This is a genomic window from Mesorhizobium sp. WSM4906, from assembly GCF_029674625.1.
GTDB lineage: Bacteria > Pseudomonadota > Alphaproteobacteria > Rhizobiales > Rhizobiaceae > Mesorhizobium.
On record NZ_CP121355.1, the window covers coordinates 5590636 to 5613879 of the forward strand.

The 23244-nt window shown below is 64.1% G+C and carries 24 protein-coding genes; 13 read left to right on the forward strand and 11 right to left on the reverse strand.

What is annotated here, in order from left to right; translation table 11 throughout:
• Nucleotides 1-8: 8 nt before the first annotated feature.
• A complete protein-coding gene (locus QAZ22_RS27185; RefSeq protein WP_278203864.1) occupies nt 9-797 on the reverse strand; it encodes a peptidoglycan-binding protein in 789 nt (262 codons plus the stop codon).
• A complete protein-coding gene (locus QAZ22_RS27190) occupies nt 772-2514 on the reverse strand; it encodes a PAS domain-containing sensor histidine kinase (RefSeq protein ID WP_278207955.1) in 1743 nt (580 codons plus the stop codon). The genes QAZ22_RS27185 and QAZ22_RS27190 overlap by 26 nt, the downstream gene beginning before the upstream one ends.
• A gap of 531 nt (nt 2515-3045) precedes the next feature.
• Here QAZ22_RS27190 and QAZ22_RS27195 point away from each other — a divergent pair.
• Both QAZ22_RS27195 and QAZ22_RS27200 read left to right on the forward strand, forming a co-directional pair.
• Entirely contained in the window at nt 3046-3429 is a 384-nt protein-coding gene (locus tag QAZ22_RS27195; RefSeq protein WP_278203866.1) for a DUF5330 domain-containing protein, read from the forward strand.
• Between the two features lie 176 nt (nt 3430-3605).
• Nucleotides 3606-4034, forward strand: a complete 429-nt coding sequence (locus QAZ22_RS27200; protein WP_278203868.1) for a SufE family protein — start codon at nt 3606-3608, stop codon at nt 4032-4034.
• A 184-nt stretch (nt 4035-4218) separates the two neighbouring features.
• On the opposite strand, the gene QAZ22_RS27205 is transcribed toward QAZ22_RS27200, so the two are convergent.
• Entirely contained in the window at nt 4219-4644 is a 426-nt protein-coding gene (locus tag QAZ22_RS27205) for a MucR family transcriptional regulator (RefSeq protein WP_278073102.1), read from the reverse strand.
• A gap of 414 nt (nt 4645-5058) precedes the next feature.
• Nucleotides 5059-5427 (reverse strand): SH3 domain-containing protein, encoded by a 369-nt coding sequence (locus QAZ22_RS27210; protein WP_278203870.1) that lies wholly within the window; start codon nt 5425-5427, stop codon nt 5059-5061.
• 105 nt (nt 5428-5532) lie between these two features.
• Between QAZ22_RS27210 and QAZ22_RS27215 the strand changes: the two genes are divergently transcribed.
• The 3 genes from QAZ22_RS27215 (at nt 5533) to QAZ22_RS27225 (ending at nt 9166) form a co-directional block, all read left to right on the forward strand.
• Nucleotides 5533-7644, forward strand: a complete 2112-nt coding sequence (locus QAZ22_RS27215) for a S9 family peptidase (RefSeq protein ID WP_278203871.1) — start codon at nt 5533-5535, stop codon at nt 7642-7644.
• Between the two features lie 99 nt (nt 7645-7743).
• Nucleotides 7744-8133, forward strand: a complete 390-nt coding sequence (locus QAZ22_RS27220) for an SET domain-containing protein-lysine N-methyltransferase (protein WP_278203872.1) — start codon at nt 7744-7746, stop codon at nt 8131-8133.
• Nucleotides 8134-8338: 205 nt separating this feature from the next.
• Entirely contained in the window at nt 8339-9166 is an 828-nt protein-coding gene (locus QAZ22_RS27225; protein ID WP_278203873.1) for an LON peptidase substrate-binding domain-containing protein, read from the forward strand.
• A gap of 31 nt (nt 9167-9197) precedes the next feature.
• Here the strand turns inward: QAZ22_RS27225 and QAZ22_RS27230 are convergent, their stop codons facing one another.
• From QAZ22_RS27230 to QAZ22_RS27250, 5 genes are all read right to left on the reverse strand, one after another.
• Nucleotides 9198-10142, reverse strand: a complete 945-nt coding sequence (locus tag QAZ22_RS27230; RefSeq protein WP_278203874.1) for a cytochrome c — start codon at nt 10140-10142, stop codon at nt 9198-9200.
• Between the two features lie 9 nt (nt 10143-10151).
• Complete coding sequence (locus QAZ22_RS27235) at nt 10152-10589, reverse strand: cytochrome c (RefSeq protein WP_278203875.1); 438 nt, start codon at nt 10587-10589, stop codon at nt 10152-10154.
• Entirely contained in the window at nt 10586-10819 is a 234-nt protein-coding gene (locus QAZ22_RS27240) for a hypothetical protein (RefSeq protein WP_278203876.1), read from the reverse strand. Before QAZ22_RS27240 ends, QAZ22_RS27235 begins: the two co-directional genes overlap by 4 nt.
• Before the next feature lie 22 nt (nt 10820-10841).
• Nucleotides 10842-11444, reverse strand: a complete 603-nt coding sequence (locus QAZ22_RS27245; RefSeq protein ID WP_278073107.1) for a superoxide dismutase — start codon at nt 11442-11444, stop codon at nt 10842-10844.
• A gap of 107 nt (nt 11445-11551) precedes the next feature.
• Nucleotides 11552-12430, reverse strand: coding sequence for a branched-chain amino acid aminotransferase (locus QAZ22_RS27250; RefSeq protein WP_278203877.1), 879 nt, complete (start codon nt 12428-12430; stop codon nt 11552-11554).
• A 153-nt stretch (nt 12431-12583) separates the two neighbouring features.
• Between QAZ22_RS27250 and QAZ22_RS27255 the strand changes: the two genes are divergently transcribed.
• Together QAZ22_RS27255 and QAZ22_RS27260 are read left to right on the forward strand one after the other, a co-directional pair.
• Complete coding sequence (locus QAZ22_RS27255; protein WP_278207956.1) at nt 12584-13246, forward strand: haloacid dehalogenase type II; 663 nt, start codon at nt 12584-12586, stop codon at nt 13244-13246.
• Between the two features lie 172 nt (nt 13247-13418).
• Complete coding sequence (locus QAZ22_RS27260) at nt 13419-14240, forward strand: L,D-transpeptidase (RefSeq protein ID WP_278203878.1); 822 nt, start codon at nt 13419-13421, stop codon at nt 14238-14240.
• A 44-nt stretch (nt 14241-14284) separates the two neighbouring features.
• Here the strand turns inward: QAZ22_RS27260 and QAZ22_RS27265 are convergent, their stop codons facing one another.
• Nucleotides 14285-15712, reverse strand: a complete 1428-nt coding sequence (locus tag QAZ22_RS27265) for a PLP-dependent aminotransferase family protein (RefSeq protein ID WP_278203879.1) — start codon at nt 15710-15712, stop codon at nt 14285-14287.
• 77 nt (nt 15713-15789) lie between these two features.
• Here QAZ22_RS27265 and QAZ22_RS27270 point away from each other — a divergent pair, with 77 nt between their 5' ends.
• From QAZ22_RS27270 to QAZ22_RS27295, 6 genes are all read left to right on the forward strand, one after another.
• Complete coding sequence (locus QAZ22_RS27270) at nt 15790-16413, forward strand: FMN-binding negative transcriptional regulator (protein WP_278203880.1); 624 nt, start codon at nt 15790-15792, stop codon at nt 16411-16413.
• Between the two features lie 36 nt (nt 16414-16449).
• Nucleotides 16450-17100 carry a LysE family translocator gene (locus QAZ22_RS27275; RefSeq protein ID WP_278203881.1) on the forward strand — a complete coding sequence of 217 codons (651 nt, stop codon included), beginning with the start codon at nt 16450-16452 and terminating at the stop codon, nt 17098-17100.
• A gap of 339 nt (nt 17101-17439) precedes the next feature.
• Nucleotides 17440-18390 carry a lysylphosphatidylglycerol synthase transmembrane domain-containing protein gene (locus tag QAZ22_RS27280; RefSeq protein WP_278203883.1) on the forward strand — a complete coding sequence of 317 codons (951 nt, stop codon included), beginning with the start codon at nt 17440-17442 and terminating at the stop codon, nt 18388-18390.
• Entirely contained in the window at nt 18356-19825 is a 1470-nt protein-coding gene (locus QAZ22_RS27285) for a UbiA family prenyltransferase (protein ID WP_278203884.1), read from the forward strand. The genes QAZ22_RS27280 and QAZ22_RS27285 overlap by 35 nt, the downstream gene beginning before the upstream one ends.
• On the forward strand, nt 19825-21156 hold the full coding sequence (locus tag QAZ22_RS27290) for an FAD-binding oxidoreductase (protein ID WP_278203886.1): 1332 nt from the start codon (nt 19825-19827) through the stop codon (nt 21154-21156). Before QAZ22_RS27285 ends, QAZ22_RS27290 begins: the two co-directional genes overlap by 1 nt.
• Nucleotides 21149-21886 carry an SDR family oxidoreductase gene (locus tag QAZ22_RS27295; RefSeq protein ID WP_278203887.1) on the forward strand — a complete coding sequence of 246 codons (738 nt, stop codon included), beginning with the start codon at nt 21149-21151 and terminating at the stop codon, nt 21884-21886. Before QAZ22_RS27290 ends, QAZ22_RS27295 begins: the two co-directional genes overlap by 8 nt.
• Before the next feature lie 20 nt (nt 21887-21906).
• Here QAZ22_RS27295 and QAZ22_RS27300 read toward each other — a convergent pair whose 3' ends face one another.
• Entirely contained in the window at nt 21907-23238 is a 1332-nt protein-coding gene (locus QAZ22_RS27300) for an arylsulfotransferase family protein (protein ID WP_278203889.1), read from the reverse strand.
• Between the last annotated feature and the right edge of the window lie 6 nt (nt 23239-23244).

Sequence of the window (23244 nt, forward strand, 5' to 3'; positions counted from 1 at the left end):
GCCACTTCTCAGTTGGTCAGGCCGATCTCGCGCATCTTGGCGTAGACCGCTTCGTCCGGCTCGCCTGTCTCCGGCAGGCCGAACAGCGCCTGGAACTCCTTGATCGCCGCCTTGGTGCGGGCGCCGACGACGCCATCGAGCTGCATATCGTCATTGCCGAAGGCCTTCAGGCCGGCCTGGATCTTGACGATGCGGGCATCGGGCGTCTGCGTTCCACCATTGGCCGGGGCGGAGACCGGAATTGCCATCGCCGCCGGTTTGGCGGCCTGCGCCGCTGCGCTGTCTGCCGGCCGCGGCGCCGGGTGCGGAATGGCCGCGGTCGTCTGCCTGGCGCCGAGCTGATCGAGCAGCGCGCCGTCGACCTCGCCGGATGCCGGCAAGCCGACCTTCAGCTGGTAGGCCTGGATGCCTTTCCGCGTCGCAGGACCCGTGAGGCCGTCAACGGTGCCGTCATAGAAATTGAGATCCTTCAATATGCCCTGCACCTGCTGGACCACCGGGTCGGGCTTGGGAGCCGGCTGCGCCTGCCTCACGATGTTGATGGTGGTCTCCGGCTCGTCGGAGACGGCGTGCGGAAAATTCTCGATGCTCCTGGTGGCGAAGAAGGCGCCGGTATGCGGAAAAGGCTGATACCAGAGCGCGTTGGCCGAAACGTAGAAGAGCGTCACCAGGAAGGCGGTCGAGCCACCGACCAGAACCGGATTGCGCGAGATCATCTGGCCAACTGCCACAGCGCCCTCGGCAAGGACGCCGCGCTCGGGTTCGACCACCTTAGGCCGTCTTGCGGAGCGAGCCATTGCTGTCCCCATTTGCATCCCCCTTCGGCTTTGCAACCGGCACCGGAAGCACGCCGACCGGTGCGCCCGAACGCCGCTTCGGTCCGTTCACCGGCAGGCTGATCGTCACCGTCGTGCCCTCGCCCGGAGCGCTCTCGATCGACATCGTGCCCTCGTGCAGCGCCACAAGGCCCTTGACCAGCGACAGGCCGAGCCCGGTTCCCTCGAAACGGCGCGTATAGTCGTTCTGGATCTGCATGAACGGCTTGCCGAGATTGGCCATATCCTCCTCGGCGATGCCGATGCCGGTATCGCTCACCCAGAAATGCAGCCGCGAGCCGACGCGCTTGGCGCCGATCACCACACTGCCGCCGTCGGGCGTGAACTTCACCGCGTTCGAAACGAGATTGATCAGGATCTGCTGCACGGCGCGGCGGTCGGCGTTGATCTCGCCGGCGTCCGGCGCGATCTGCGCGCCGAGCGCGATGCTCTTGGCTTCCGCCAGCGGCCGCATCATCGAGCGGCACATGTCGACCGCCTCGACGAAGCGGAACGGCTCAAGCTCGGTGGCATAGGCGCCGGCCTCGATGCGCGAAACATCGAGGATCGAGGTGACGACGGACAGAAGATGCTGGCCGGACTCCCTGACTAGACCGACATACTCCTTCTGGCGCGGATCGCGGAAGGCGCCGAACATCTCGTGCAGCAGCATATCGGAGAAGCCGATGATGGCGTTGAGCGGTGTCCGCAACTCGTGGCTGACTACCGCCAGGAAACGGCCCTTGGCCACTTCGGCAGCGGCCGTGGCATCCCTCGCCGAGGCAAGCTCTTCGCGTAGCGCCGCGACGTCGTCGTTCTCACGAAGCACGAGGGTGAAGACGTCCTGCTCGAGCTCGCCGCGCATCAATTCCAGGCGGAACGGGCGGAAATTGTCGGCCGAGCCGCCGCCGTCGCGCGGCAGCCGGATGCGCAGGTCGAGCCGGCGCTTCGGGGCGCCCTCACGCATGTCCGCGAGTGCGGTGAGATAGGCGACGCGGTCGGAAAGATGGACGCGCTCGAACAGGCCCGTGCCGAGCAGGAGCTCCGGCGCCAGCTTCAGAATGGAACGCGCCTTGACCGAGGCGTCGAGCACTTCGCCCTGGCGGCCGACGCGCAGCACAACGGCGTCGATGATCTCCTCGAGACGGTCGGCCGCGGGCTCTGCCTGGCTCGCGCTGACCGGGTTGGCGAAGACGGCCGCGCGCGGCAACAACGTCAGCGCCCAGGCAAGCGGCAGCAGCCAGTGCCAGGCGGCGATGCCGGTCGCGCCGAGGGGCAGGAACTGGCTCGCGAAAGGCTGCAGCAGAAAGGCGGCGATCGCCGCCAGCGCGCCCGAAAGTGCTGCGCGGCGCGATCCGGTGATCCACCAGGCCTCGACCGGCAAAGCGACGGCAAGCAGCGCAACCGGCGAGGCCAGACCGCCCGCCGCGGCTATTGCGCCCGCGAGGGCGAGGCCGCCCGTCGCGATCGCCGCGCGGCCGGCGAGCGCCATGTGGCCGGTGGCGGCAACCAGAAGCGCTGCGAACCAGCACAGGCCGAAGGCGGCGAAGATCGCGGCCACGGTCACGGCCGCGCCGAGGCTGGAGGTGACCAGCGTCACCGCAGCGCCCGCGGCGAGGAAGGGAGCGGCGAGCATGACGCCGATGAAGCGGCGCTGACGCAGGCGCTCGGCCTCGCCCGTGACTGTCGGGTGAACCATGCGTTCGCAGCCGGCGGCAACCGCGCCCGGCAGATGAACGTATCTGGCCGTAATCGAACTCAACGCACTCGTACCCGGTCGTGAAACTGCCCTGCTTTGCAGGCGACTCTTAATTGGCTTGAAACTCGCACCCAGCGTTTAAGGAATGGATAAGGCAGACAAGGCGAGCGCCCCGCCCACGGCAAATATTGGGATGCCAGCACCGCAAAGCCCGTCGATCTGCCGCCATGGTAAATGGAGCGTTAGCCGCGACCAGCGCGCCACGACTGCCGAAAAGCTCGCGCCGGCGGCAGTCAAATCAAAAATTTTTCTTTGAAAACAGATATATAAATGGTTATCGCAAACTTAATGCAATCGATGAGATTTGAGTGAAACCAAACTCGAAAACCATTCCTTTCGAATTTATCTAAAATTTGAAGAAAATTCGCGGCTTCGGCGCAAGCCGCCTTTTGCGCGGCTGTGCCACTATCTCGCCCATAAAAGAGGTCATGCCGATGGATGCGTGATCCGGTCACGGACGAGAGGATTGAGATGGGCTTTCTGATCAGGATGGCTTTCTGGTTTTCGCTGGTGCTTCTGGCGCTGCCGCTCAGCGTCGGCCCCGACGCGGATGGCCGCGAGGCGGTCGGACCGATCCAGGCGCTGTTTGCGGCGCGCGAGGCGGTCGGCGACATTGCCGGCATCTGCGAGCGCAAGCCGGACGTCTGCGAGACCGGCAAATCGGCCATGCACACCATTACCGTCCGCGCCCAGGAAACCGCCAAGATCGCCGCGGCCATGCTTGACGACCAGCAGTCGGAAAAGGCGGCGGCGTCCGAGACGAAGGTGGCGCAAACGTCCTCCGAGATCACCGGCAGCGTCGCCGAGGGCATCGTGCTACCCGCCAAGGTCAACATCCCGGTGATGAAGAACTGAGATTCCCTTTCAGCCCTTCGCTCGGCTTCTTTAGTTTCGGCGCAATTCCGGACGGAAAACCGTTCACCCCTTTTCCTGGAATTGCTCTAACGCCGCGGGCCCCGTCCGACCTCTCGACGCCCGCGGCGTCTTTCTTTTTCCGTGACGTGGCGGCGCCGGGTCACTATATCCGGGTGATGACGACCTCGATCGAAACAATCCGCGACGACTTCTCCCTGCTCGACGAGTGGGAGGACCGCTACCGTTATGTGATCGAGCTCGGCGAGGGGCTGCCGCCGTTTCCCGAGGCCGAACGCACCGCGGCCAACAAGGTGCCGGGCTGCGTCAGCCAGGTTTGGCTGACGACCGAGCAGGGTCCGGGCATCGATCCGGTGATCAGCTTTCAAGGGGATTCGGACGCCCACATCGTGCGCGGCCTCGTCGCCATCATGCTGGCGCTGTTTTCGGGCCGGCCGGCCAGCGAAATCCAGAGCACCGACGCGGAAGTGACGCTGAAGGAGCTCGGCCTCGACGAGCATCTGTCGCCGCAGCGCGCCAACGGCCTTCGCTCGATGGTCAAGCGCATCAAGCGCGACGCCGAAGCCGCCTTGAAGCAGATCGCCTGAGCACGGCTCCCCTGCCCTTCCACAAAACAAAACGGCGCCCCGAAGGACGCCGTCGAACTGCCGAATAAGAGCTGCGCTAAAGCGCGTCGCGATCTTTCAGATTCGCTCGTGCGCTTTAGGTTTTTGATTTTTACGCATGTCTTTGTCCCGAAACCGGTTCCCACTTTCGGGAGACATGCTTTGGTCAGCGGCCCTTGCGCTTGCGGCCAAGGCCCATCTTCTTGGCGAGCTGCGAACGGGCAGCGGCGTAGTTGGGCGCGACCATCGGATAGTTGGCGTCCAGACCCCACTTCTCGCGGTATTCTTCCGGGGTGAGATTGTAGTGGGTCATCAGGTGGCGCTTCAGCGACTTGAACTTCTTGCCGTCTTCGAGACAGACGATGTAGTCGTCATGCACGGAGCGCTTCGGGTTGACGGCCGGCTTCTGCTTCTCGGCCGACGGCTGCTCCGCCGTGCCGCCGACGCGGCCGAGCGCGGCATGGACGTCGGCGATCAGGTTCGGCAGCTCGCCGACCGGCACCGGGTTGTTGCTGACATAGGCCGCGACGACATCGGCGGTCAGCTCGATCAGCGCGTCACTATTGCTTGAAGGTGTTTCGACGATATCCATTGTGCTCAGGCCCCAACGAGAGTTTGTTTCTAGACTGTGCCCTTTTTTGAGATCGGGCATCGCGCGAATTTCATGCAGGCAAGCCCCTGCGATTCGCGTCGCGTCATCTTAATGACGCTGTGCTGCAAGTAAGTCAATTCGCCTATTGAATTATATTGAGCGATATTCATCAAATATTGCCGATTCAGCTTCAAAAATTCGTGCGCGGTGTAACTTAGCGAGATTTTTCTGGCCAGACCAGCGCGACCTCACGTAGCGTTAGGCCTGCTTTTACACCTCAGGCGAGCCTATAAATGGTTCTTGATGCTTGACTAATGCTTGACCGCCTATGGCGGCCAGCACGAAGAATCCTGCGGATCGCAGGTCGCGGATATTCTTCGCGCGTGAAAGCAACCAGCTGGCCGCGACGAGCTCTCAATAGGGCGCGATGTACTTGCCATAGACCCAGCCGGTGACGAAATGACCGTTCTGCGCCGGGTCGTGCCAGACCTCGCACCAGCGATAGCGGATCGCCTGCCGCTGCTTCCATTGCGGCTGACCGGCAATGTCGAGCAAGTCTACCCCGCCCGTGCAGCGGCCGGTCATCTGCAAGACGGTGCCGTTCGGATAGGCCGCCTGCTTTTGCGACGTGTTTGACGGATATTTGCGCGCGTTGAGCGTGTCGCCGAACGGCACGCCCGCCACTTGCCAGGCGGCGAACACGGTTGCATGAGACTGGCCGGAAAAGGCCCAGACTGCCGACACGACAGCAAGGGCCGCCGCGGCGCGAACATAGGATTTCATCTTTTCCCCCTTCGACTTATCTTGTGCAGACCACCCTGAGCCCTGCCCCTTGAACCACTGCTGAGCGGCGTGTTCATTCGCCATTCAAGCAAATTGCGAGACGTGATGACCAGACCTTCCAGCTTCTTGGCCGCCTTCCCGACCGCCAACCCGCCGCAGCCCGAGAAACACCCTGTCTTCGATGTGCATCACGGCATCACCCGCACCGACGACTATGCCTGGATGCGGGCCGACAACTGGCAGGCGATGTTCAGGGACCCATCGCTCCTCGACGACGCGATCCGCTCCCATCTCGAGGCCGAGAATGCCTACCAGGCGACGCTGATGGCCGACACGGCCGAGCTGCGGAGCAAGCTGTTCGCCGAGATGAAGGGGCGCATCAAGGAAGACGATTCCACCGTGCCGATGAAGGACGGCCCCTATGCCTATGGCTCGTCCTTCCGGCTGGGTGGCGAGCAGCCGCGCTACTTCCGCACGCCGCGCGAAGGCGGCGCCGACGAGATCCTGCTCGACGGCGACGCGGAAGCCGAAGGCAAGCCCTATTTCCGTCTCGGCGGCGTCGACCATTCGGCCGACCATCGCAAGCTGCTCTGGGCCTTCGACGACAAGGGCTCGGAATTCTTCACGCTGCGCGTGCGCGACATCGCCAGCGGCAAGGAACTGGCCGACCATATCCCCGATACGGGTGGCGGCGGCGTGTGGAACGCCGGCGACGACGGCTTCTTCTACACGCGCCTCGACGACAACCACCGCCCGTCAAAAGTGTTCTTCCATGCACTTGGCGACAAGCCGGAAAACGACCGGCTGATCTACGAGGAAACCGATCCGGGCTTCTTCATGGATGTCAGCGGCACGCGTTCCAATGAATGGATCATGATCGGCATCAACGACCATGAGACTTCAGAATACCTGCTGCTCGGCGCCAGCGAGCCGTTCGCCGAGCCGACGCTGGTGGCGGCGCGCCAGACCGGACTGCAATATGATCTGGAGGAAGGCGGCGACGTCTTCTTCATCCTCACCAATGCGGACGGCGCCAAGGACTTCAAGATCATGACCGCGCCGGTGGAAAATCCGGTGCGTGCCAACTGGCAGGAGCTGGTGGCGCACGAGCCGGGCCGGCTGATCCTGTCGGTGCTCGGCTTCAAGCGCCACATGGTCAGGCTGGAGCGCAAGGACGGCCTGCCGCGCATCGTCGTGCGCGACCGGCTAAGCGGTGAGGAGCATTTCATTTCCTTCGACGAGGAGGCCTTCTCGCTCGGGCTCTCCGGCTCCTACGAATACGACACCGAGGTGATGCGCTTCACCTATTCTTCGATGACGACGCCGGCACAGGTGTTCGACTACAACATGCGCACCCGCGAGCGCGTGCTCTTGAAGACGCAGGAAGTGCCTTCAGGCCATGATCCGGAGCGCTATGTCACGCGCCGGCTGATGGCCCCCGCCGCCGACGGCGAATTGGTGCCGATCTCGCTCCTGCACCACCGCGACACGCCGCTCGACGGGTCGGCGCCCTGCCTGCTTTACGGCTACGGCTCCTACGGCATCACGGTGCCGGCGGCGTTCAACACCAACTGGTTCTCGCTCGTCGATCGCGGCTTCGTCTTCGCCATCGCGCATGTGCGCGGCGGCAAGGACAAGGGCTATGGCTGGTACGACGATGGCAAGCGGGCGCACAAGATGAACACTTTTACCGATTTCATCGCCTGCGCACGCCATCTGGTGGCCGAACGCTACACAAGGCACGATCGTATCGTCGCCCAGGGCGGCTCGGCCGGCGGCATGCTGATGGGGGCGGTCGCCAACATGGCGCCGGAAAGCTTTGGCGGCATCGTCGCCGAGGTGCCGTTCGTCGACGTGCTCACCACCATGCTCGACGCCAGCCTGCCGCTGACACCGCCGGAATGGCCGGAATGGGGCAACCCGATCGCGTCGGCCGACGACTACCGCACGATCGCGGCCTATTCGCCCTACGACAATGTCGCGGCGCTCGACTATCCGCCCATCCTGGCGCTGGCGGGGCTCACCGACCCGCGCGTCACCTATTGGGAGCCGGCCAAATGGGTGGCGCGGCTGCGCGAGCGCAAGGCGGGCGACAACCCCGTGCTGTTCAAGATCAATATGGAGTCCGGCCATGCCGGCGCCTCCGGCCGGTTCTCGCGGCTGGAGGAGATCGCGTATATCTACGCCTATGCCTTGAAAGTGACAGGCAGGGTCTGATTTTTGCTCGCAATTGCGACGGCCACGCGCTACGCAATTCGCCGTCCTTCAGGCGCGGCCTTCCAGGTCGCGGGGGTTGTCCATTCGCCAGGGTTCGCCATGCTGCTCGTCGACGTCTATCTCGACAAATCGCCTATCCAGGGCATCGGTGTCTTCGCCAAGCATCACATTCCGCGCGGCACGCTGATCTGGAAGCTCGATCCAAGGTTCGACCGATGTATTCCCGTCGACACCTATGAGAGCGAAAGCGGCCCGGTGAAGTCCTATCTCGACCGCTATTCCTATCCCGACCGGCGCGATCCCAACTACATCGTATTCGAGGCGGACGACGCGCGCTACATGAACCACGCTGACGAGCCGAACTGCGACGTCTCCTCACCCGAGGAAACCTATGCGCTGCGCGACATCGCGGCCGGCGAGGAACTGACCTGCGACTACAACCACTTTTTCGAAAACGGTTTCGACTTCCTCGGCGACCGCCACGCGTAGTCCTCGCGCGAGTCCACTGTCAGGATTGACAAGCACGGCAGCTTCGGCGCAATTTTTGGGACGGTGGATACGACCTGCTGCTTGCGCCCCTTCCAGGGGTACGGTGAACGTATCGAGCCATTTCAGGCTCCCTTTGCCCGAACGAACGGGTCAGCAACGCAAGCTCCTGACACGCCTTCCGTTCGTTTATGCAAAGGACCATCTCATGCGCGATTTCCGCGATGCAAAAGCCATGGCGCAAACGCTAACCGCAGCGCTGGCCGCTAAATCCGTTTCCCTTTCTCACAGCGAAAGCCTGGAGTTGATCTCCAAAATCCTCGGCTTTCGCGACTGGAACGTGTTGGCCGCGCGGATCCAGGCCAGCCAGCGGACTGGCGCACCCGGCCTGTCGGATGGGGTCACCACGCCCCCCAGCTTCGCCCAGGCAGACATCCCCATCTTTCCGATGCGGGATCTCGTGCTGTTTCCGCAAACGATCACGCCGGTCTTTGTCGCTCGTGACAGAACCCGCCGCGCCGTGGAACGTGCCATGGCTGGTGACCGTCGCGTTCTCGTGGTCGCCCAGAGGCGCGGCGCCGACAACGATCCCAGCACGCTCGAATCCCTCTATTCGGCGGGCGTCACGGCAAACGTGATAAACAGCCAGACGCAGGTGGATGGTGTTCTCAAGGTCTCCGTCTCTGCCCTGCAGCGCGCTGCCATCACCCGCCTGATCGTCGGCGAATTCCTGGCGGCGGAGGTAGAGCCGATCGAAGAGCAGCGCGGCCTCTCGGAAGAGGCCGCCGCGCTTTCACGTGCTGTTCTCGATGCGTATCGGATCTACGCCAACGTCGACCTTTCCTCTCTTCCGCTGCAGCAGAGGGTACGCTTCGGCCTTCCTTCCGCGGAAAATCCCGGCCTATTGGCCGACACGGTCGCGCAGTCGCTGTCCATCGGCATCGAACAGAAGCAGCAACTCCTGGAAACGGGCGACGTCGTCGTCCGGCTCGCAAAGATCCTCGACCTGATGAGCGCCGGCCGGCCTGAGAAATAAACCAGCGCCGCCGGCATCGCCGAGCCCGTTCTCAATTCGCCGGCTTGCGTGCCGGATAGCCGTTGGGGTGCGGCGGGATCGCTTTCAAGTAGGCGGCGATCGCGGCGCGGTCGTCGGCCGTCAGCTGCGCCATGTTCCTTTGCACCTCGACCATGGCGCCGCCGACGGAATCGAAATCTGGCGTGAAGCCGGTTTCGAGATAGTTGGCGATGTCGGCCTCCGACCAGTCCTTGGTGCCGCCCTGCGGGGTGATGTTGGGCACGACGCCCGAGCCCTCGGCGGCCACGGCGCCTGCCAGCCACTCGGCCTTCTTCACGCCGCCGGCGAAGTCGCGCGGGGTATGGCATTCGCCGCAATGGCCCGGCCCCTCGACCAGGTAGCGGCCGGCCAACACCTTGTCGGGCGTGCCCTCGGGCAAGGCGATCACCGGCTCGGGGCTGAGATAGAGCCGCTTCCAGAGACCGATGCCGCGACGGATATTGAAGGGGAATGCAAGCTTATGGCCAGGCGCCTTGCCGGCGACTGCCGGCAGCGTCTTCATGAAGGCATAGAGGTCGGCTATGTCGGCGGCCTTCATGCGCGCGTAAGAGGCATAGGGAAAGGCCGGATAGAAGTTTTCGCCGGAGGGCGAAACGCCCTTCAGCATGGCGTTGGCGAAGTCTTCCTCGCTCCAGGCGCCGATGCCGTCCCTGGCATCCTGCGAGATGTTGGGCGGCACGAAGGTGCCGAACGGCGTCTTCAGTTCCAGCCCACCGGCAAGCTCCAGGCGGGCATCGCCCTTGGACCCCGGTTTGGCATGGCAGGAGGTGCAGCCGCCGGCATAGAAGATGCGCTTGCCCCTGGCGGCGTCGCCGGGACTGAGCTGCGCAAGGGTCCCGGCATCAAGCCTGACGGGTGCCGACAGCGCCCAGCCGGCGACCGCGCCGGCGCCGCCCAGCACGATGACGGCGCCGACGAGCTTCTTCAGCCAGGCCATATCAGGCGATCAGCCCTTCTTGATCCTGTAGGTCTGATGGCAGGTGCCACAGTCGCCGCCGATCGTGTTGAGCTGCGTCTTCAAGGCATCGACATCGGCCGGCGGCGAGGCGACCGCGGCCTTGACGTTGGTCAGCAACTTGTCCTCGGCCGCATTGAAGCCGGCCTTGTCTTCCCAGATCTTCGGCGCAGCCGTGGTATCGCCCTTGTCGCTGCCGGCGGGGAAGAGCTTCTCGGCATCGAACTTCTCGGCATTGGCCTGCAGCGCCTTCAGCGTCGTCAGCACGGCGGCCGCGTCGAAATCCTCCTCGCCCTTGACCACCTTCACCAACTGGCCGGCGAGCTTGCCGCGCTCCTTCATCAGGGCCTGACGATCCTTGATCGGATCGGCAAAGGCGGCCGAACCGGCAAAGGCAAGCATGGAGATGGCGAGGACAAGCTTTCTCATTCAATTGGCTCCGTGGTGAAGAACATTCGCGACCAAGGCATTTCACCGTGAACGGTGAAATGCTCTATTTCCTTGTTGGCGCAATTCCGGACGGAAAACCGGTCCACACTTTTCCTGGAATTGCTCTGCACGTTAACGGCGCTCGCGGCGGGAATATTCCCCCGCACCGTCACGATTTTCCCGATCGTGATCAATCTCCTGTGTTGGCAGATAAAGAAAAGCCCCGGCATGCCGGGGCTTTTCGTCAGATAATCAGGCTTTCGCCTTTTCGTAGAGCTCCAGGACGTAGTCCCAGTTGATCAAGCTATCGACGAAGGCTTCGAGATATTTCGGCCGCGCGTTGCGGTAGTCGATGTAATAGGAGTGCTCCCACACGTCGACGCCGAGGATCGGCGAAGCGCCATGGACCAGAGGGTTCTCGCCGTTCGGCGTCTTCGAGATTGCGAGCTTGCCATCCTTGACCGAGAGCCAGGCCCAGCCGGAGCCGAACTGGGTGGTGCCGGCGGCAATGAAATCCGCCTTGAACTTGTCGTAGCCACCGAGATCGCTTTCGACGGCCTTCTGCAATGCGCCCGGCAGCTTGTTGCCGCCGCCGCCCTTCTTCATCCATTTCCAGAAGTGGATGTGGTTGTAGTGCTGGGCGGCATTGTTGAACAGCCCGGCATTCTTGCCGAACGACTGCTTCACGACCTCTTCGACCGACAGGTCGCCCATTCCAGCCTCGGCGGCCAGCTTGTTGCCGTTGTCGACATAGGCCTTGTGGTGCTTGTCGTGGTGATACTCCAGCGTCTCCTTCGACATGTAAGGCTGCAGGGCCTCATAGTCGTAGGGCAAAGCGGGCAACTCAAAAGCCATGGATGGTACTCCCTCAGGAAAAAGTCCGGTGCAACTACCGGACTAAGATAGGTCTGGAATGGATTGGGGCAACTCCGGAACGAAGCGCCGGCCGCCTTTTTATCCGCTCAGGCAGCGGAAGTCGAATGCGCCCAATCCCAATAGAGCTCGCGCGCCTTCTTGGCCACCGGCCCGGGTTGAAGATCGCGGTCCTCGATGCGGGTGATCGGCACCACTTTCGAGTGGTTGCCGGTCGAGAAGATCTCGTCCGCTTCGAGGAAATCGCGGATCGAGAGCGCCTTTTCGGTGGTCCTGAAGCCGTAGTCGCCGAGCAGGTTGATGGTGCGCGAGCGGGTGATGCCGGAGAGGAACGTACCGTTCGCCGCCGGCGTCATCACATGGCCGTCCTTGACCAGGAAAATATTGGAAGTGCCGGTCTCGGCGACATTGCCCAGCATGTCCAGCACCAGGGCGTTGTCGAAGCCGCGCATCTTGGCTTCGAGGATGGCACGGCCGTTGTTGGGGTAGAGGCAACCGGCCTTGGCATTGGTCGGCATCGTTTCGATGGTCGGCCGCCGGAACGGCGAGACGCCGATCGAGAAGCCGGAAGGCGGAATCATCGGCGATTCATAGAGGCAGAGGCAGAAACGGGTCGAAGATGGATCGGCCGGCACGCCCATGTAGCCGCCATGCTCGGCCCAGTACATCGGCCTGATGTAGACGGCGGTCTTGCCGTCGAACTTCTTCAGGCCGTCCCAGGTCAGCGCGACGATCTCGTCGGCGGTCACGGAGGGCTTCAGACCGAGCGCGATCGCCGAGGCGTTGACGCGCGCGGCGTGGCGATCGAGATCGGGCGCCACGCCCTCGAACCAGCGGGCTCCGTCGAAGACGCTGGTGCCCAGCCACATGGCATGACTGCGCGGTCCGAGAATGGCGACGTTGCCCTCATACCAGTCGCCGTCCACATAGGTCCATGTCGCGGACTGCGCCGCCGCCGCCAGTGTCATCGTTTGCCGTCCATATGGATGAAATCAGACCGCCATAGGACGATGCTTCGACGGCCTGCGTCAACCGACATCGGGAAAAATCGTTGAGGCCAGAGGCACTTGACCGCAATCAGTGCTTGCACGGCAGGCTCGCGCGCCGCAAAACTTCTCCCCATGCACCATGCGGCCTATGTCTTCGACGCCTATGGCACGTTGTTCGACGTGCACGCGGCCGTGCGCCGCCATGCCGGCGAGATCGGACCGGACGGCCAGTTGCTCTCCGAGATCTGGCGCGCCAAGCAGCTCGAATATTCCTGGGTCAGGACGCTGATGGGCGCCTATGCCGACTTCTGGCAGCTCACCGAGCAGGCGCTGGACTTCGCGCTGCGCAAGGTGCCCTCGGTCGATCCGGCGCTGAGGGCCAGGCTGCTGGAAGCCTATTGGCGGCTCGACTGCTATCCGGAAGTGCCGGCGGTGCTGAAAGCGTTGAAGGCATCGGGAGCAAAGCTGGCGATCCTTTCCAACGGCTCGCCGGAAATGCTGCAGGCGGCGGCGAAATCCGCGGCACTCGACCAGATCCTCGACGACGTCTTCTCGGTCGACGAGATCAAGCGCTTCAAGACCGACCCCTCGGTCTACGATATGGTGGTCACCGGCTGGCGGCTCTACCCGGGCGCGGTGTCGTTCCAGTCTTCCAACCGCTGGGACGTCGCGGGCGCCGCCAAGTTCGGCTTCCGAACCGTCTGGATCAATCGCACCAACCAGCCGGACGAATACCAGGACTTTCCGCCGGGGCTTATCCTGCCCTCGCTCGAAGGCCTTTTGGCAGGCGCTTGACCTTGCTGTTGCTGCAGCGCAACAGATGTGTCGCGGTCACAGCTTCGCCTTCGTTTGTCCACCCTGAGGCCAGAATTGGAACCGCCTATCACCGCCGACTGTTATTGGAGCTGCCGGCGGCAAGCCTGCGGGTTCATGCTTTCTTGCAAGTCAGGTCCTAGAAAAGGCAACCATGTCAGACGATTCTTTCCGCATCAGTCGCCGCGGCTTTCTCAATCTCACAGCCCTCGGCGCCGCTTCGGCCGCGGTCTCTGCCTGCACCACCACCGGTCCAGGCCCCGAACCTGTCCAGCCGCCACCGCCGGCCTATGTCGAGCCGCCGCTCGGCGACTACGAGACGATGTATGGGCCGATGTCCGACAACGGCTTCGACCTGCCGGCCATCCCGGTGAACAAGATCGATCACAGATTCCTGCGCCAGATCGTCCCCGATCCGACCGGACAGCGGCCAGGCACGATCGTCGTCGATACCACCAACCACTTCCTGTACCTGGTGCGCGAGGGCGGCCAGGCGATCCGCTACGGCGTCGGTCTCGGCCGCGCCGGCTTCGAGTGGTCGGGCGATGCCGTGGTGCAGTGGAAGCAGAAGTGGCCGAAATGGACGCCGCCGGACGAGATGGTCGCCCGTCAGCCGGAGCTGACGCAATTCAGCGCCAAGAACGGCGGCATGCCTGGGGGCTTGAAGAACCCGCTCGGGGCGCGTGCGCTCTACCTCTTCCAGGGCAATCAGGACACGCTCTATCGCCTGCACGGCTCGCCCGAATGGTGGTCGATCGGCAAGTCGGTCTCGTCGGGCTGCGTGCGCCTGATCAACCAGGACATCATCGACCTTTACGACCGCGTGCCGACCAAGACCCCGGTCGTCGTGACGGCCGATATCGGCGAGCCGATGGCCGACATGCCCGAGCGCCGGGCCATCCCGATCGACAACGGCGTGCCGACCGGCTCTATCCTGCTCGGTCCGGTCAGGCAGATCACGAACGAGATCTTCTAGGGGCGAGATCTTCTAGAGGCGAGATCTTCCAGATCTTGAATTCTTCAGCGGTGCTTGGCCAAGACAGTCGCCAGCACCGCAACGCCGCGCCGCAGCGCCTCCGCGTCGAGCCCGGCGTAACCCAGGATGAAGCCCGCGGTTGCGGGCAGAGGCTCGCTCGGGTCATAGAGCGGCGACACGGGATAGAGGCCGATCCCGGCGGCGCGCGCCGCCGCGATGATCTCCGGCTCGCGCTCGGCGGCGATGCCGTTCATCCATGCAACGACATGCAGTCCGGTTTCTGCCCCTGCGATAGAAATCCTTGACCCCAGAAGATCGGCCAGCGCCTGCAGCAGGACCTCCCTGCGCTCGGCGTTCCTTCTGCGGATGCTGCGAACGTGACGCTCGTAGACGCCGCTCGCCAAAAGGTCGGCCAACGCGTCCTGCTCCAACATCGGCGCGTGCCGGTCGGTAAGGCGCTTTGCTTCGCTGAACGCCCTGCACAGGCCTGCGGGGACGACGAGGTAGCCGAGCCGCAAGGTGGGCGAGAGGGTCTTGGACAGCGTGCCGACATAGATGACCAAGTCTGGGTCGAGCGTCTGCAGAGGCGGGATGGGGGCGATGTCGTGGCGGTATTCGCCATCGTAGTCGTCTTCGACGATATAGGCGCCTGATGCCGCAGCCCAGCCCAGGAGCGCGCGCCGCCGCGTCGCCGAAAGCACGCCGCCGAGCGGAAACTGGTGCGACGGCGTCACGTAGGCCAGACGGGCCGGCGGCAGCGCATCCGTCCTCAGGCCGTCCGCGTCGACGGCAACGGGCACTGCGATGCCGCCCGCCGCCACGAAGGCGTGGCGTGCCAGCAGATAGCCCGGATTCTCGATCACGAACGGATCGCCGGGGTCGAGCAGAAGCCGCGCGCAGACGTCGAGCCCTTGCTGCGAGCCGTTGACGATGACGATCTGGTCGGGGCTGCAACCGATGCCGCGGGCGCGCCACAGATAGGCCTGAAGCGCGCTGCGCAGGACGGCAGACCCCTGCGGGTCGCCATAGCGCAGCCGCTCGGCGCGCCGCAGAATCGCTTTGTTCGACGCCCGCCGCCAGGCCAGCACCGGGAAGTCCGCGCCGGACAGGTCGCCATAGCGGAAATCCGCGACCTTGGCCGGCTGCTGTTGCGCCGGCGGAGGCATAGCCAGCAGGCGGCAGGCGAATGCCGAGAGGCTGCGCGGCGAAGCAGCCGCGACGGGGGCCTCGCCCGACGCTTTCTCCAGTCCTGGGGCAACGATGGCACGCGCGCCCTGCCGGATGATCAGGTAGCCTTCCGCGTCGAGCTGGTTGTAGGCCGCCGTCACCGTGGTTCGCGACGCGCCCCATTCGGCTGCGAAGGCCCGCGTCGACGGCAGGCGGTCGCCGGGCCGGTAGGCGCCACTGTGGATCTGCGCCTTGATCGCCGCGATGATCCGGCGCGCGATACCATCCTGTTCGAACTGGACCACCAAAAACCTTCAAAACTGGATATTCAAAGCAAGCCAGATTTCCGGCATCTTGCCATGCAAAGCAAGGAGTTTTCGCCATGTACATACCGCCCGCCTTCCGCGAGGACGACAGGGAGAGCCTCATGGCCACGATCCGCGCGACGCGGCTGGCGACGCTGGTCACCGCCACGGCGGAAGGGCCGCTGGCGACGCCATTGCCGCTTTTCCTCGACGAGCGCGAGGGCGAGCATGGCGTGATCTATGGCCATGTCGCGAGGGCAAACCCGCACTGGCGTGTTCCGCCGCTGGGCAATGGCCTGGCGATCTTCATGGGACCGGACGCCTATGTGACGCCAGCCTGGTACCAGACCAAGCAGGAAACCGGAAAGGTGGTGCCGACCTGGAACTACATCGCCGTCCATGCCCATGGGCCGGTCGAATTCTTCGAGGATGCCGACAGGCTGCTAGAGGTGGTCACGCGCCTGACCAATCTCCACGAAAGTGGGCGCGCCTCGCCCTGGGCCGTATCGGACGCGCCGCGAGATTTCATCCAGGCACAACTCAAAGGCATTGTCGGCCTGCGCATGCCGATCGCGAAGCTCCAAGGCAAGCGCAAGATGAGCCAGAACCGTAATGCGGCCGATCGCGCCGGTGTCATGTCCGGTCTCGCGGCGAGCGACCGGCCTTCCGACCGCGAGGTCGCCCCTCTCATTCCATCATGACGCCCGCCCGCTCCGCTCCGTAGCCCCGAGTCCATCATGCCGGATCTGACCCAGTTCGCCTTGTATTTCGCCGCGGCCTTCCTGCTCGCCATCACGCCGGGACCAGGCATCTTCTACGTCGCCGCGCGCACGCTCGCGGGAGGACGCGCGGAAGGCATCGCCTCCAGTTTCGGGACGGGCCTGGGCGGAATGGTCCATGTGCTTGCCGGCAGCCTGGGTGTTTCGGCCATCGTGCTTGCGAGCGCGGAGCTGTTCACCGCGCTAAAGCTGATCGGCGCCGTCTACCTCGTCTGGCTCGGCTTCCGCACCTTCCAGTCCGCCCGCCGCGAGACAAAGACGATGCCGGAAGGCGACGCGGCGGCGCCCGCGGTCGGCGCGGGCCGAGCCTTTCGCGAAGGGGTGCTGGTCGAGGCATTGAACCCGAAGACGGCCGCCTTCTTCCTGGCCTTCATTCCGCAGTTCGTGAACCTCGGCGCCGGCCATGTCGCCCTGCAGTTCATGGTTCTCGGCTCCATATCGGTGACGCTCAACACGCTTGCCGATGTCGTGGTCGCATCTGCGGCCAGCCGCATCAGGGAAGGCGCGGCCGGGCGTTCGGGCGTGATACGCCGCCTGCGAGAGGCGTCCGGCGGCGCGATGATCGCGCTCGGCATCGGCCTTGCCATAGCCAAGCGCCCTGCCCTCTGATTGCCCGGCCGAGACAAGGGCCGCAAGCCGGTCTGGAACTTTGCAGAATCTGCAGCGTTCTCACCCAAGCCTGAGTCCAAGCACAGGCCGTAGCAGACCGCGCAGATCAAAAAGACGGTCATCGCCCCCTGGCCCGGAGAGAACCTCCGACCAAACACCGGGTGCAAAGTCCGGCCGGTTTCCGGAAGCTCGCTTCACGGCCCAGCCATAAAGATCCGCACACGAAACCGCCGAGTTCCGGAGCGCGTGCATATGCTGAGTAGCGAACAGGGCAAAAACATACTTCGCGCGAGAAGTTTTTTTGTCCCAACGATCATGATTTTTCTCGCCGCGTATCTGATGCTTTCTTCAAGCGTCGGCTTCGGCGAGGTCATGGCCAGCATGGCCGCGATCGACTTGCGCGTGCTGGCCGTCGTCTTCGTATTGTCGCTGGTGAACTATGCGCTCAGGTTCTGTCGCTGGTCGCTGATGCTTTCCCCGTCTTCGAACGCGCTGCCGGCATCGCGGCATTTCCTGATCTATCTGTCGGGATTTGCGTTGACGACGACGCCGGGGAAAGTCGGCGAGGCCCTGCGCATCTTCTATCTCAGGCCGTTCGGCGTCAGCGCCAGACGTTGCCTGGCTGCCCTCTACAACGAGCGTCTGCTCGACCTCGTCGCGATCGGCATCCTCGCCATGTTCATAGTTGCCTCTTCCGGTGCCGTCACCCGCTCGTTCGGCCTTCTCGGCGCGGCGCTGGTGGCAGCGCTGATCATCGCCCAGCATCCCGCCACGATCGCGCGCCTCGAACGGCTTTCCGGATTCTTGCCCGGACGGCTCATCCCGTCCCTGACCAATGCCGCGACGACATTCCTTCGCGACGTCCGATCCATGATGACGGTTCGGCTGGCCATCGTCGGAACGCTTCTGGGCCTCCTGGCCTGGGGCGCCGAAGGCTTCGGCACATACATCGTGGCCAGAGAACTCGGCCTCAACATCGGGCCGCTGGCCGCAGTCGGCATCTATGCGGTCGCCATGCTTGCCGGTGCGTTGTCCTTCCTGCCCGGCGGGCTGGGCAGCACCGAAATCGTCATGATTTCTTTTCTTGCTTACGCCGGAGCAACGGCCCCCGAGGCCGTTGCAACGACCACCATCGTTCGACTCGCCACGCTCTGGTTCGCAGTGGCGCTCGGATTGGGCGCCTGGTCAGCTATCGAAGCCTTTCCGGGGCCGATGGCGGCAGGTTCGGGGCACACGTCAGAGAGAAAGAGCCCTCATGCAGCGTCTCCAAGCGGTCCCGAAGACCGATGAACCACAGCGCCTCACAAAGTCGTCGATTCCCCTCGTCGTCGACCTCGACGGAACACTGATCCACAGCAACCTGCTGGTGGAGTCCGTCATCGCGCTGGTCAAGCGATCGTTCCTGTCGATCCTGCTTTTGCCCCTGTGGCTCATGAGCGGCAAGGCAGCCTTCAAGGCGCAAGTCACAAAAAGGGTGGCGCTCGACCTTTCCGCCCTGCCCTTCAACCGGCCGCTCATCGATCACCTGAGACAAGAGAAGGCGCGCGGCCGCAGGCTGGTTCTCGCCACCGGCGCGCATGAATCCCTTGCTCATGAGATCGCGCATCAGCTTGGCCTGTTCGAGGAGGTCTTTGCCAGCGACGGAAAGCGCAACCTGACGAGCCACGACAAGCTCGCCGCCCTGCGCGACCGCTTTGGCGCCGATGGGTTCGACTATGCCGGTAACGCGGCGGCGGACTTTCCGATCTGGCGCGCCGCGCGATTTGCAACGGTGGTCAACGCGTCGCCGCGCACGGTCAACTGGGCGTTTGCCCACGCGCATGTGGACGAGGTGTTCCCGCGCAGGAAGCCGACGCTTGCCATCTATGTCCAAGCGCTGCGCCTGCATCAGTGGCTGAAGAACCTGCTTCTCTTCACGCCGTTGATCGCCGCCTTGAGATTCACCGACACCGAGGCGCTCGTGGCGCTTCTGACCGGATTTCTCGCTTTCAGCCTCTGCGCATCGAGCGTCTATCTGCTCAACGACATCGTCGACATCGAGGACGACCGCCGCCATCCCGAGAAGCGCGCCAGGCCCTTTGCCTCCGGCCGCCTTCCGATCGCGCATGGGTTCGTGCTTATCCCGGCATTGCTGGCGGGATCCGCGGTGCTGAGCTCATTCCTGCCCTGGAAGTTCGGTGCCGTGCTGGCGGTCTACTACGTGGTCACGCTCGCCTATACTTTTTTCCTGAAGCGCCTGGAGGCGGTCGACGTCGTTACGCTCGCCCTGCTCTACACGACGCGGATTTTCGCCGGCGGCGCGGCGGCGAGCATTCCGCTTTCCCAGTGGCTGCTCACCTTCTCCATCTTCATTTTCCTCAGCCTAGCATTCGCCAAACGCTGCGCGGAACTGATGCTGATGCAGGAGCACGGCAAAAAGGCGAGCCTGGGCCGGGGCTACCTGCTTGCCGACCTGCAGATGCTCAACAGCATGGGGGTGGGCGCGGGTTATGTCGCGGCTCTCGTGCTTGCCCTCTATCTCAGCACGCCGCAGGTCCTCATCGCCTATGCGCGCCCCGGCCTTCTTTGGGTTTTCGTGCCACTTCTGATTTTTTGGGTGACGCGGATCTGGCTCAAGACCTGCCGCGGCGAGATGCGCAGCGACCCGCTGGTCTTCGCCGCGCGCGACCGTGTCAGCCTGGCGTTCGCCGTCCTGGGCGGCGGCGTCATCTGGCTGGCCATGTGATGGGACGGAACAGTCGATATCGGTCGTGGGCGCGGCCGCCGGCGCCGGGCCCGCAAGGCGCGGTCCGGCTGCATTGGCGGGACGAGCAACTGCCGGAAGGCGGCGGTCCGTTCCTGGCCTACGGCAACGGGCGCAGCTACGGCGACAGCTGCCTGAACAGCGGCGGCACGCTCGTCGATCTTCGCGGCCTCGACCGCTTCATCTCCTTCGACGCCGAGACCGGTGTCCTTCGCTGCGAGGCCGGCGTTCTCCTGTCCGACATCCTTGGCCGTTTCGTCCCGGAAGGCTGGTTTCTTCCGGTGACGCCGGGCACCCAGCAGGTGACGGTCGGCGGAGCCATCGCCAACGACGTTCACGGCAAGAACCATCACTGGGCCGGAAGCTTCGGCCATCATGTGCGGCGCTTTGAGCTCCTGCGCTCCGACGGCAGCCGGCTCCTGTGCTCGCCGCGCGAGAATGCCGACTGGTTCGGAGCGACCATCGGCGGGCTCGGGCTCACCGGCGTCATCCTTTGGGCCGAGATTGCGTTAAAGCGGATCGAGGGGCCGGCGATGGAGGTGGAGAGCCTGCGCTTCTCGCGCGTCGAGGAGTTCCTGGAGCTCAGCCGCGCCTCGCACAACGCCTATGAATACACGGTCGCCTGGATCGACTCCCTCACACCAGGGCCGGGCGGGGCGCGGGGCCTGTTCTTCCGCGGCAACCACGCAGCCGGGCATCATGCCGCCGCGCCTTCCCGCCGCAAGCCGGGATTGCCGGTCACGCCCCCGGTCTCGCTGCTGCCGAGGACCGCGGTCGGCCTGTTCAACACGGCCGTCTACCGGTGGCCGCGTCGCCGGCACGCCGTCGCCCATTACGAGCCGTTCTTCTACCCGCTCGATGCCGTGCCGAACTGGAACCGGCTGTTCGGCCGCAAGGGTTTCTACCAGTATCAGTGCGTCATCCCGCAAGACCAGGCCGGGGCCGCGATCGGCGAGATCATCGCCAGGGTGGCGCGGGCTCAGGAAGGATCGTTCCTTTCCGTGCTGAAGGTGTTCGGCAACCGCAAGCCGCCGGGCTGGCTGTCCTTTTCTAGACCGGGAACGACGCTTGCCTTCGATTTTCCGGACCGCGGCCGCTCGACGCTTGCCCTGCTCGATACGCTGGACGAGATCACCGACGAGGCGGGCGGCGCCGTCTACCCGGCCAAGGATGCCCGCATGAAGGCAAGGATCTTCGAGCGCGGTTATCCGGCGCTGCATCGTTTCGAGCGCTATCGCGATCCCGCTTTCATGTCCGACTTCTGGCGACGCGTGACTTCCGGCGACACGCGACAGGGGGCAGCCAATGCATAGGGTTCTGATCATCGGAGCGACCTCGGCAATCGCCGAAGCGACCGCCCGCCTCTTTGCGGATGATGGCGACAGGCTGTTCCTCGTCGCAAGGCGCAAGGCCAGGCTGGAGGCGGCGGCCGACGACCTGGCCGTGCGCGGCGCCGAGATCGCGGGATGCGAGGTTCTGGACGTCAACGAGCTGGACCGGCACCGCGCCATGCTGGAGCAGGCGGAGCACGCTCTCGGCGGTATCGACGTGGCGCTGGTGGCCCACGGTACCCTGCCCGACCAGCAGCTTTGCCAGGCGTCGGCAAGGCTGACGGTGCAGGAGATCCAGACCAACGCCGTCAGCACCGTGGCATTGCTCACCCGCCTGTCGGAGCTGATGGAGCGCAAGGGAGCTGGCCGGATCGCCGTCGTCACCTCGGTGGCCGCCGACCGCGGGCGGCAGAGCAATTACGTTTACGGGGCGGCCAAGGCGGCGGTCGATACTTTCCTGGAGGGCTTGCGGCAGCGGCTCTACAAGACGGGTGTCGGCGTGACCACGATCAGGCCCGGCTTTGTCGACACCCCGATGACGGCGGGGTTCGAGAAAGGCCTGCTCTGGGCCCAGCCCGAGACCGTCGCCAAGCGCATCCATCATTCCATCCTCAATGGCAAGGACGTCGTCTATGTGCCGTCATTCTGGCGCTGGATCATGCTGGCGATCCGCCTGATGCCTCGCCGGGTTTTCAAGGCGATGAAGCTGTGACGGCGTAAAGCGTGTTGGATTTACCTTGATGCCTGGCGCGGTTCTCCCTCGAGCGTTTTCCGAAACGCGGGATCGAACATCGCGGGATCGATCCGCTCGCCGCCGTTGACGATCGGAATGAGCTCGTCCTTGGGGCCGCGACGGAGCGGATTGACGAACTCCCAGACGATATCTCCTGCAGGCGTCACTTCGAAGATGCGGCCGCCGTCGGACTCGGTGATCAGCGTGTTGCCGTTGCCGAGACGCTGGGCATCGGAGCGCAGCGCGCTGGAGAACGGATGCTGGGCGCTGCCGGCATAGCTCCATTTTACGCTCGATGAGCGCGGGTCGTACTCGATCACCCTGGAGTTGTTGCCGTGTCTGATGCCGCCGAGATTGTCGAAAAGCAGGATGTCGCCGTTCGGCAGAACTCTGGGGTCGTGCTGTCCCAGCCACGGGCCGCGCGTCGCCCATGTGATCTCGCCTGTCTTCATGGAAAGGACCGCGATGAGCGACATGTCACGGAAGGAAACCAGCACGTCGCCCTCCTCGGCGAAGGGAAAGGCCTTCGCCTTGTCGGCGTCGATATATTCGACCGTGTTGGGATGGAGCGGGTCGGCAAGCGAGAAATAGGGCAGGACCGCCAGAAGCGAGAAATAGGGCGAGCGCAGGAAGGCGTCCGTCAGCGACACTTTCCTGATCTCCTTTCCGTTCGGCGAGAGCACCACCACGAAATCCCTGAGGTGGGGGCGGTCGAGCTGCGGGGCGGCGTCGACCGGGTTGAAGTCGAACTCGTTGGTGAGCGTGTAGATGCGATTGTCCGGCGCGATCGCGAGGTCGTGATGGGCGGGAGCAAGATAGCTCCAGATCACATTGGAGTCCTTGTCGAGCTTGACCATGCCATATCCCCACGGGGTGTCGGCGGACGAAATGTAGATGACCAGAAGATCGCCGTTCGGAAAGACGACCGCCCTGTCCATGTAGACGAGCGAGTCGGGCTGCGGCTTCCTGTTGAACGCGCCGTTCTTGGCGACATCGCTGAACGGGCGGCGCCATTCATGCACCACGTGTCCGTCCATCGCGATGAGACGCGCCACATTGTCGTCTCCCGAGGTGTAGAGCGTATACCCCGGCTCGGCACGCTTCGGGTCATAGATGGTGACGCCGCGGGCAGGCGTTCGGGCCGGCTGGTAGAGATTGGCCAGGACGGGATTTTCGATGATCTGCCGCTGCAGGACCAGGGCTTCTCCGGCCCGATAGGCGTCGCGAAGAAATTCCGACGGAAATACCCTGCCGAAAACCGCCATTGCCCCCGCGACGAAGGCGAGGAAGGCGATCATCAAGACGAAGAGCGCAGATCCGATTTTCTCCATCAGCTT

Coding starts and splice junctions, on each gene's coding strand:
- QAZ22_RS27185 (WP_278203864.1), bottom strand. CDS start 797: ATGGCTCGCTCCGCAAGACGGCCTAAGGTGGTCGAACCCGAGCGCGGC.
- QAZ22_RS27190 (WP_278207955.1), bottom strand. CDS start 2,514: ATGGTTCACCCGACAGTCACGGGCGAGGCCGAGCGCCTGCGTCAGCGC.
- QAZ22_RS27195 (WP_278203866.1), top strand. CDS start 3,046: ATGGGCTTTCTGATCAGGATGGCTTTCTGGTTTTCGCTGGTGCTTCTG.
- QAZ22_RS27200 (WP_278203868.1), top strand. CDS start 3,606: ATGACGACCTCGATCGAAACAATCCGCGACGACTTCTCCCTGCTCGAC.
- QAZ22_RS27205 (WP_278073102.1), bottom strand. CDS start 4,644: ATGGATATCGTCGAAACACCTTCAAGCAATAGTGACGCGCTGATCGAG.
- QAZ22_RS27210 (WP_278203870.1), bottom strand. CDS start 5,427: ATGAAATCCTATGTTCGCGCCGCGGCGGCCCTTGCTGTCGTGTCGGCA.
- QAZ22_RS27215 (WP_278203871.1), top strand. CDS start 5,533: ATGACCAGACCTTCCAGCTTCTTGGCCGCCTTCCCGACCGCCAACCCG.
- QAZ22_RS27220 (WP_278203872.1), top strand. CDS start 7,744: ATGCTGCTCGTCGACGTCTATCTCGACAAATCGCCTATCCAGGGCATC.
- QAZ22_RS27225 (WP_278203873.1), top strand. CDS start 8,339: ATGCGCGATTTCCGCGATGCAAAAGCCATGGCGCAAACGCTAACCGCA.
- QAZ22_RS27230 (WP_278203874.1), bottom strand. CDS start 10,142: ATGGCCTGGCTGAAGAAGCTCGTCGGCGCCGTCATCGTGCTGGGCGGC.
- QAZ22_RS27235 (WP_278203875.1), bottom strand. CDS start 10,589: ATGAGAAAGCTTGTCCTCGCCATCTCCATGCTTGCCTTTGCCGGTTCG.
- QAZ22_RS27240 (WP_278203876.1), bottom strand. CDS start 10,819: ATGCCGGGGCTTTTCTTTATCTGCCAACACAGGAGATTGATCACGATC.
- QAZ22_RS27245 (WP_278073107.1), bottom strand. CDS start 11,444: ATGGCTTTTGAGTTGCCCGCTTTGCCCTACGACTATGAGGCCCTGCAG.
- QAZ22_RS27250 (WP_278203877.1), bottom strand. CDS start 12,430: ATGACACTGGCGGCGGCGGCGCAGTCCGCGACATGGACCTATGTGGAC.
- QAZ22_RS27255 (WP_278207956.1), top strand. CDS start 12,584: ATGCACCATGCGGCCTATGTCTTCGACGCCTATGGCACGTTGTTCGAC.
- QAZ22_RS27260 (WP_278203878.1), top strand. CDS start 13,419: ATGTCAGACGATTCTTTCCGCATCAGTCGCCGCGGCTTTCTCAATCTC.
- QAZ22_RS27270 (WP_278203880.1), top strand. CDS start 15,790: ATGTACATACCGCCCGCCTTCCGCGAGGACGACAGGGAGAGCCTCATG.
- QAZ22_RS27275 (WP_278203881.1), top strand. CDS start 16,450: ATGCCGGATCTGACCCAGTTCGCCTTGTATTTCGCCGCGGCCTTCCTG.
- QAZ22_RS27280 (WP_278203883.1), top strand. CDS start 17,440: ATGCTTTCTTCAAGCGTCGGCTTCGGCGAGGTCATGGCCAGCATGGCC.
- QAZ22_RS27285 (WP_278203884.1), top strand. CDS start 18,356: ATGCAGCGTCTCCAAGCGGTCCCGAAGACCGATGAACCACAGCGCCTC.
- QAZ22_RS27290 (WP_278203886.1), top strand. CDS start 19,825: ATGGGACGGAACAGTCGATATCGGTCGTGGGCGCGGCCGCCGGCGCCG.
- QAZ22_RS27295 (WP_278203887.1), top strand. CDS start 21,149: ATGCATAGGGTTCTGATCATCGGAGCGACCTCGGCAATCGCCGAAGCG.
- QAZ22_RS27300 (WP_278203889.1), bottom strand. CDS start 23,238: ATGGAGAAAATCGGATCTGCGCTCTTCGTCTTGATGATCGCCTTCCTC.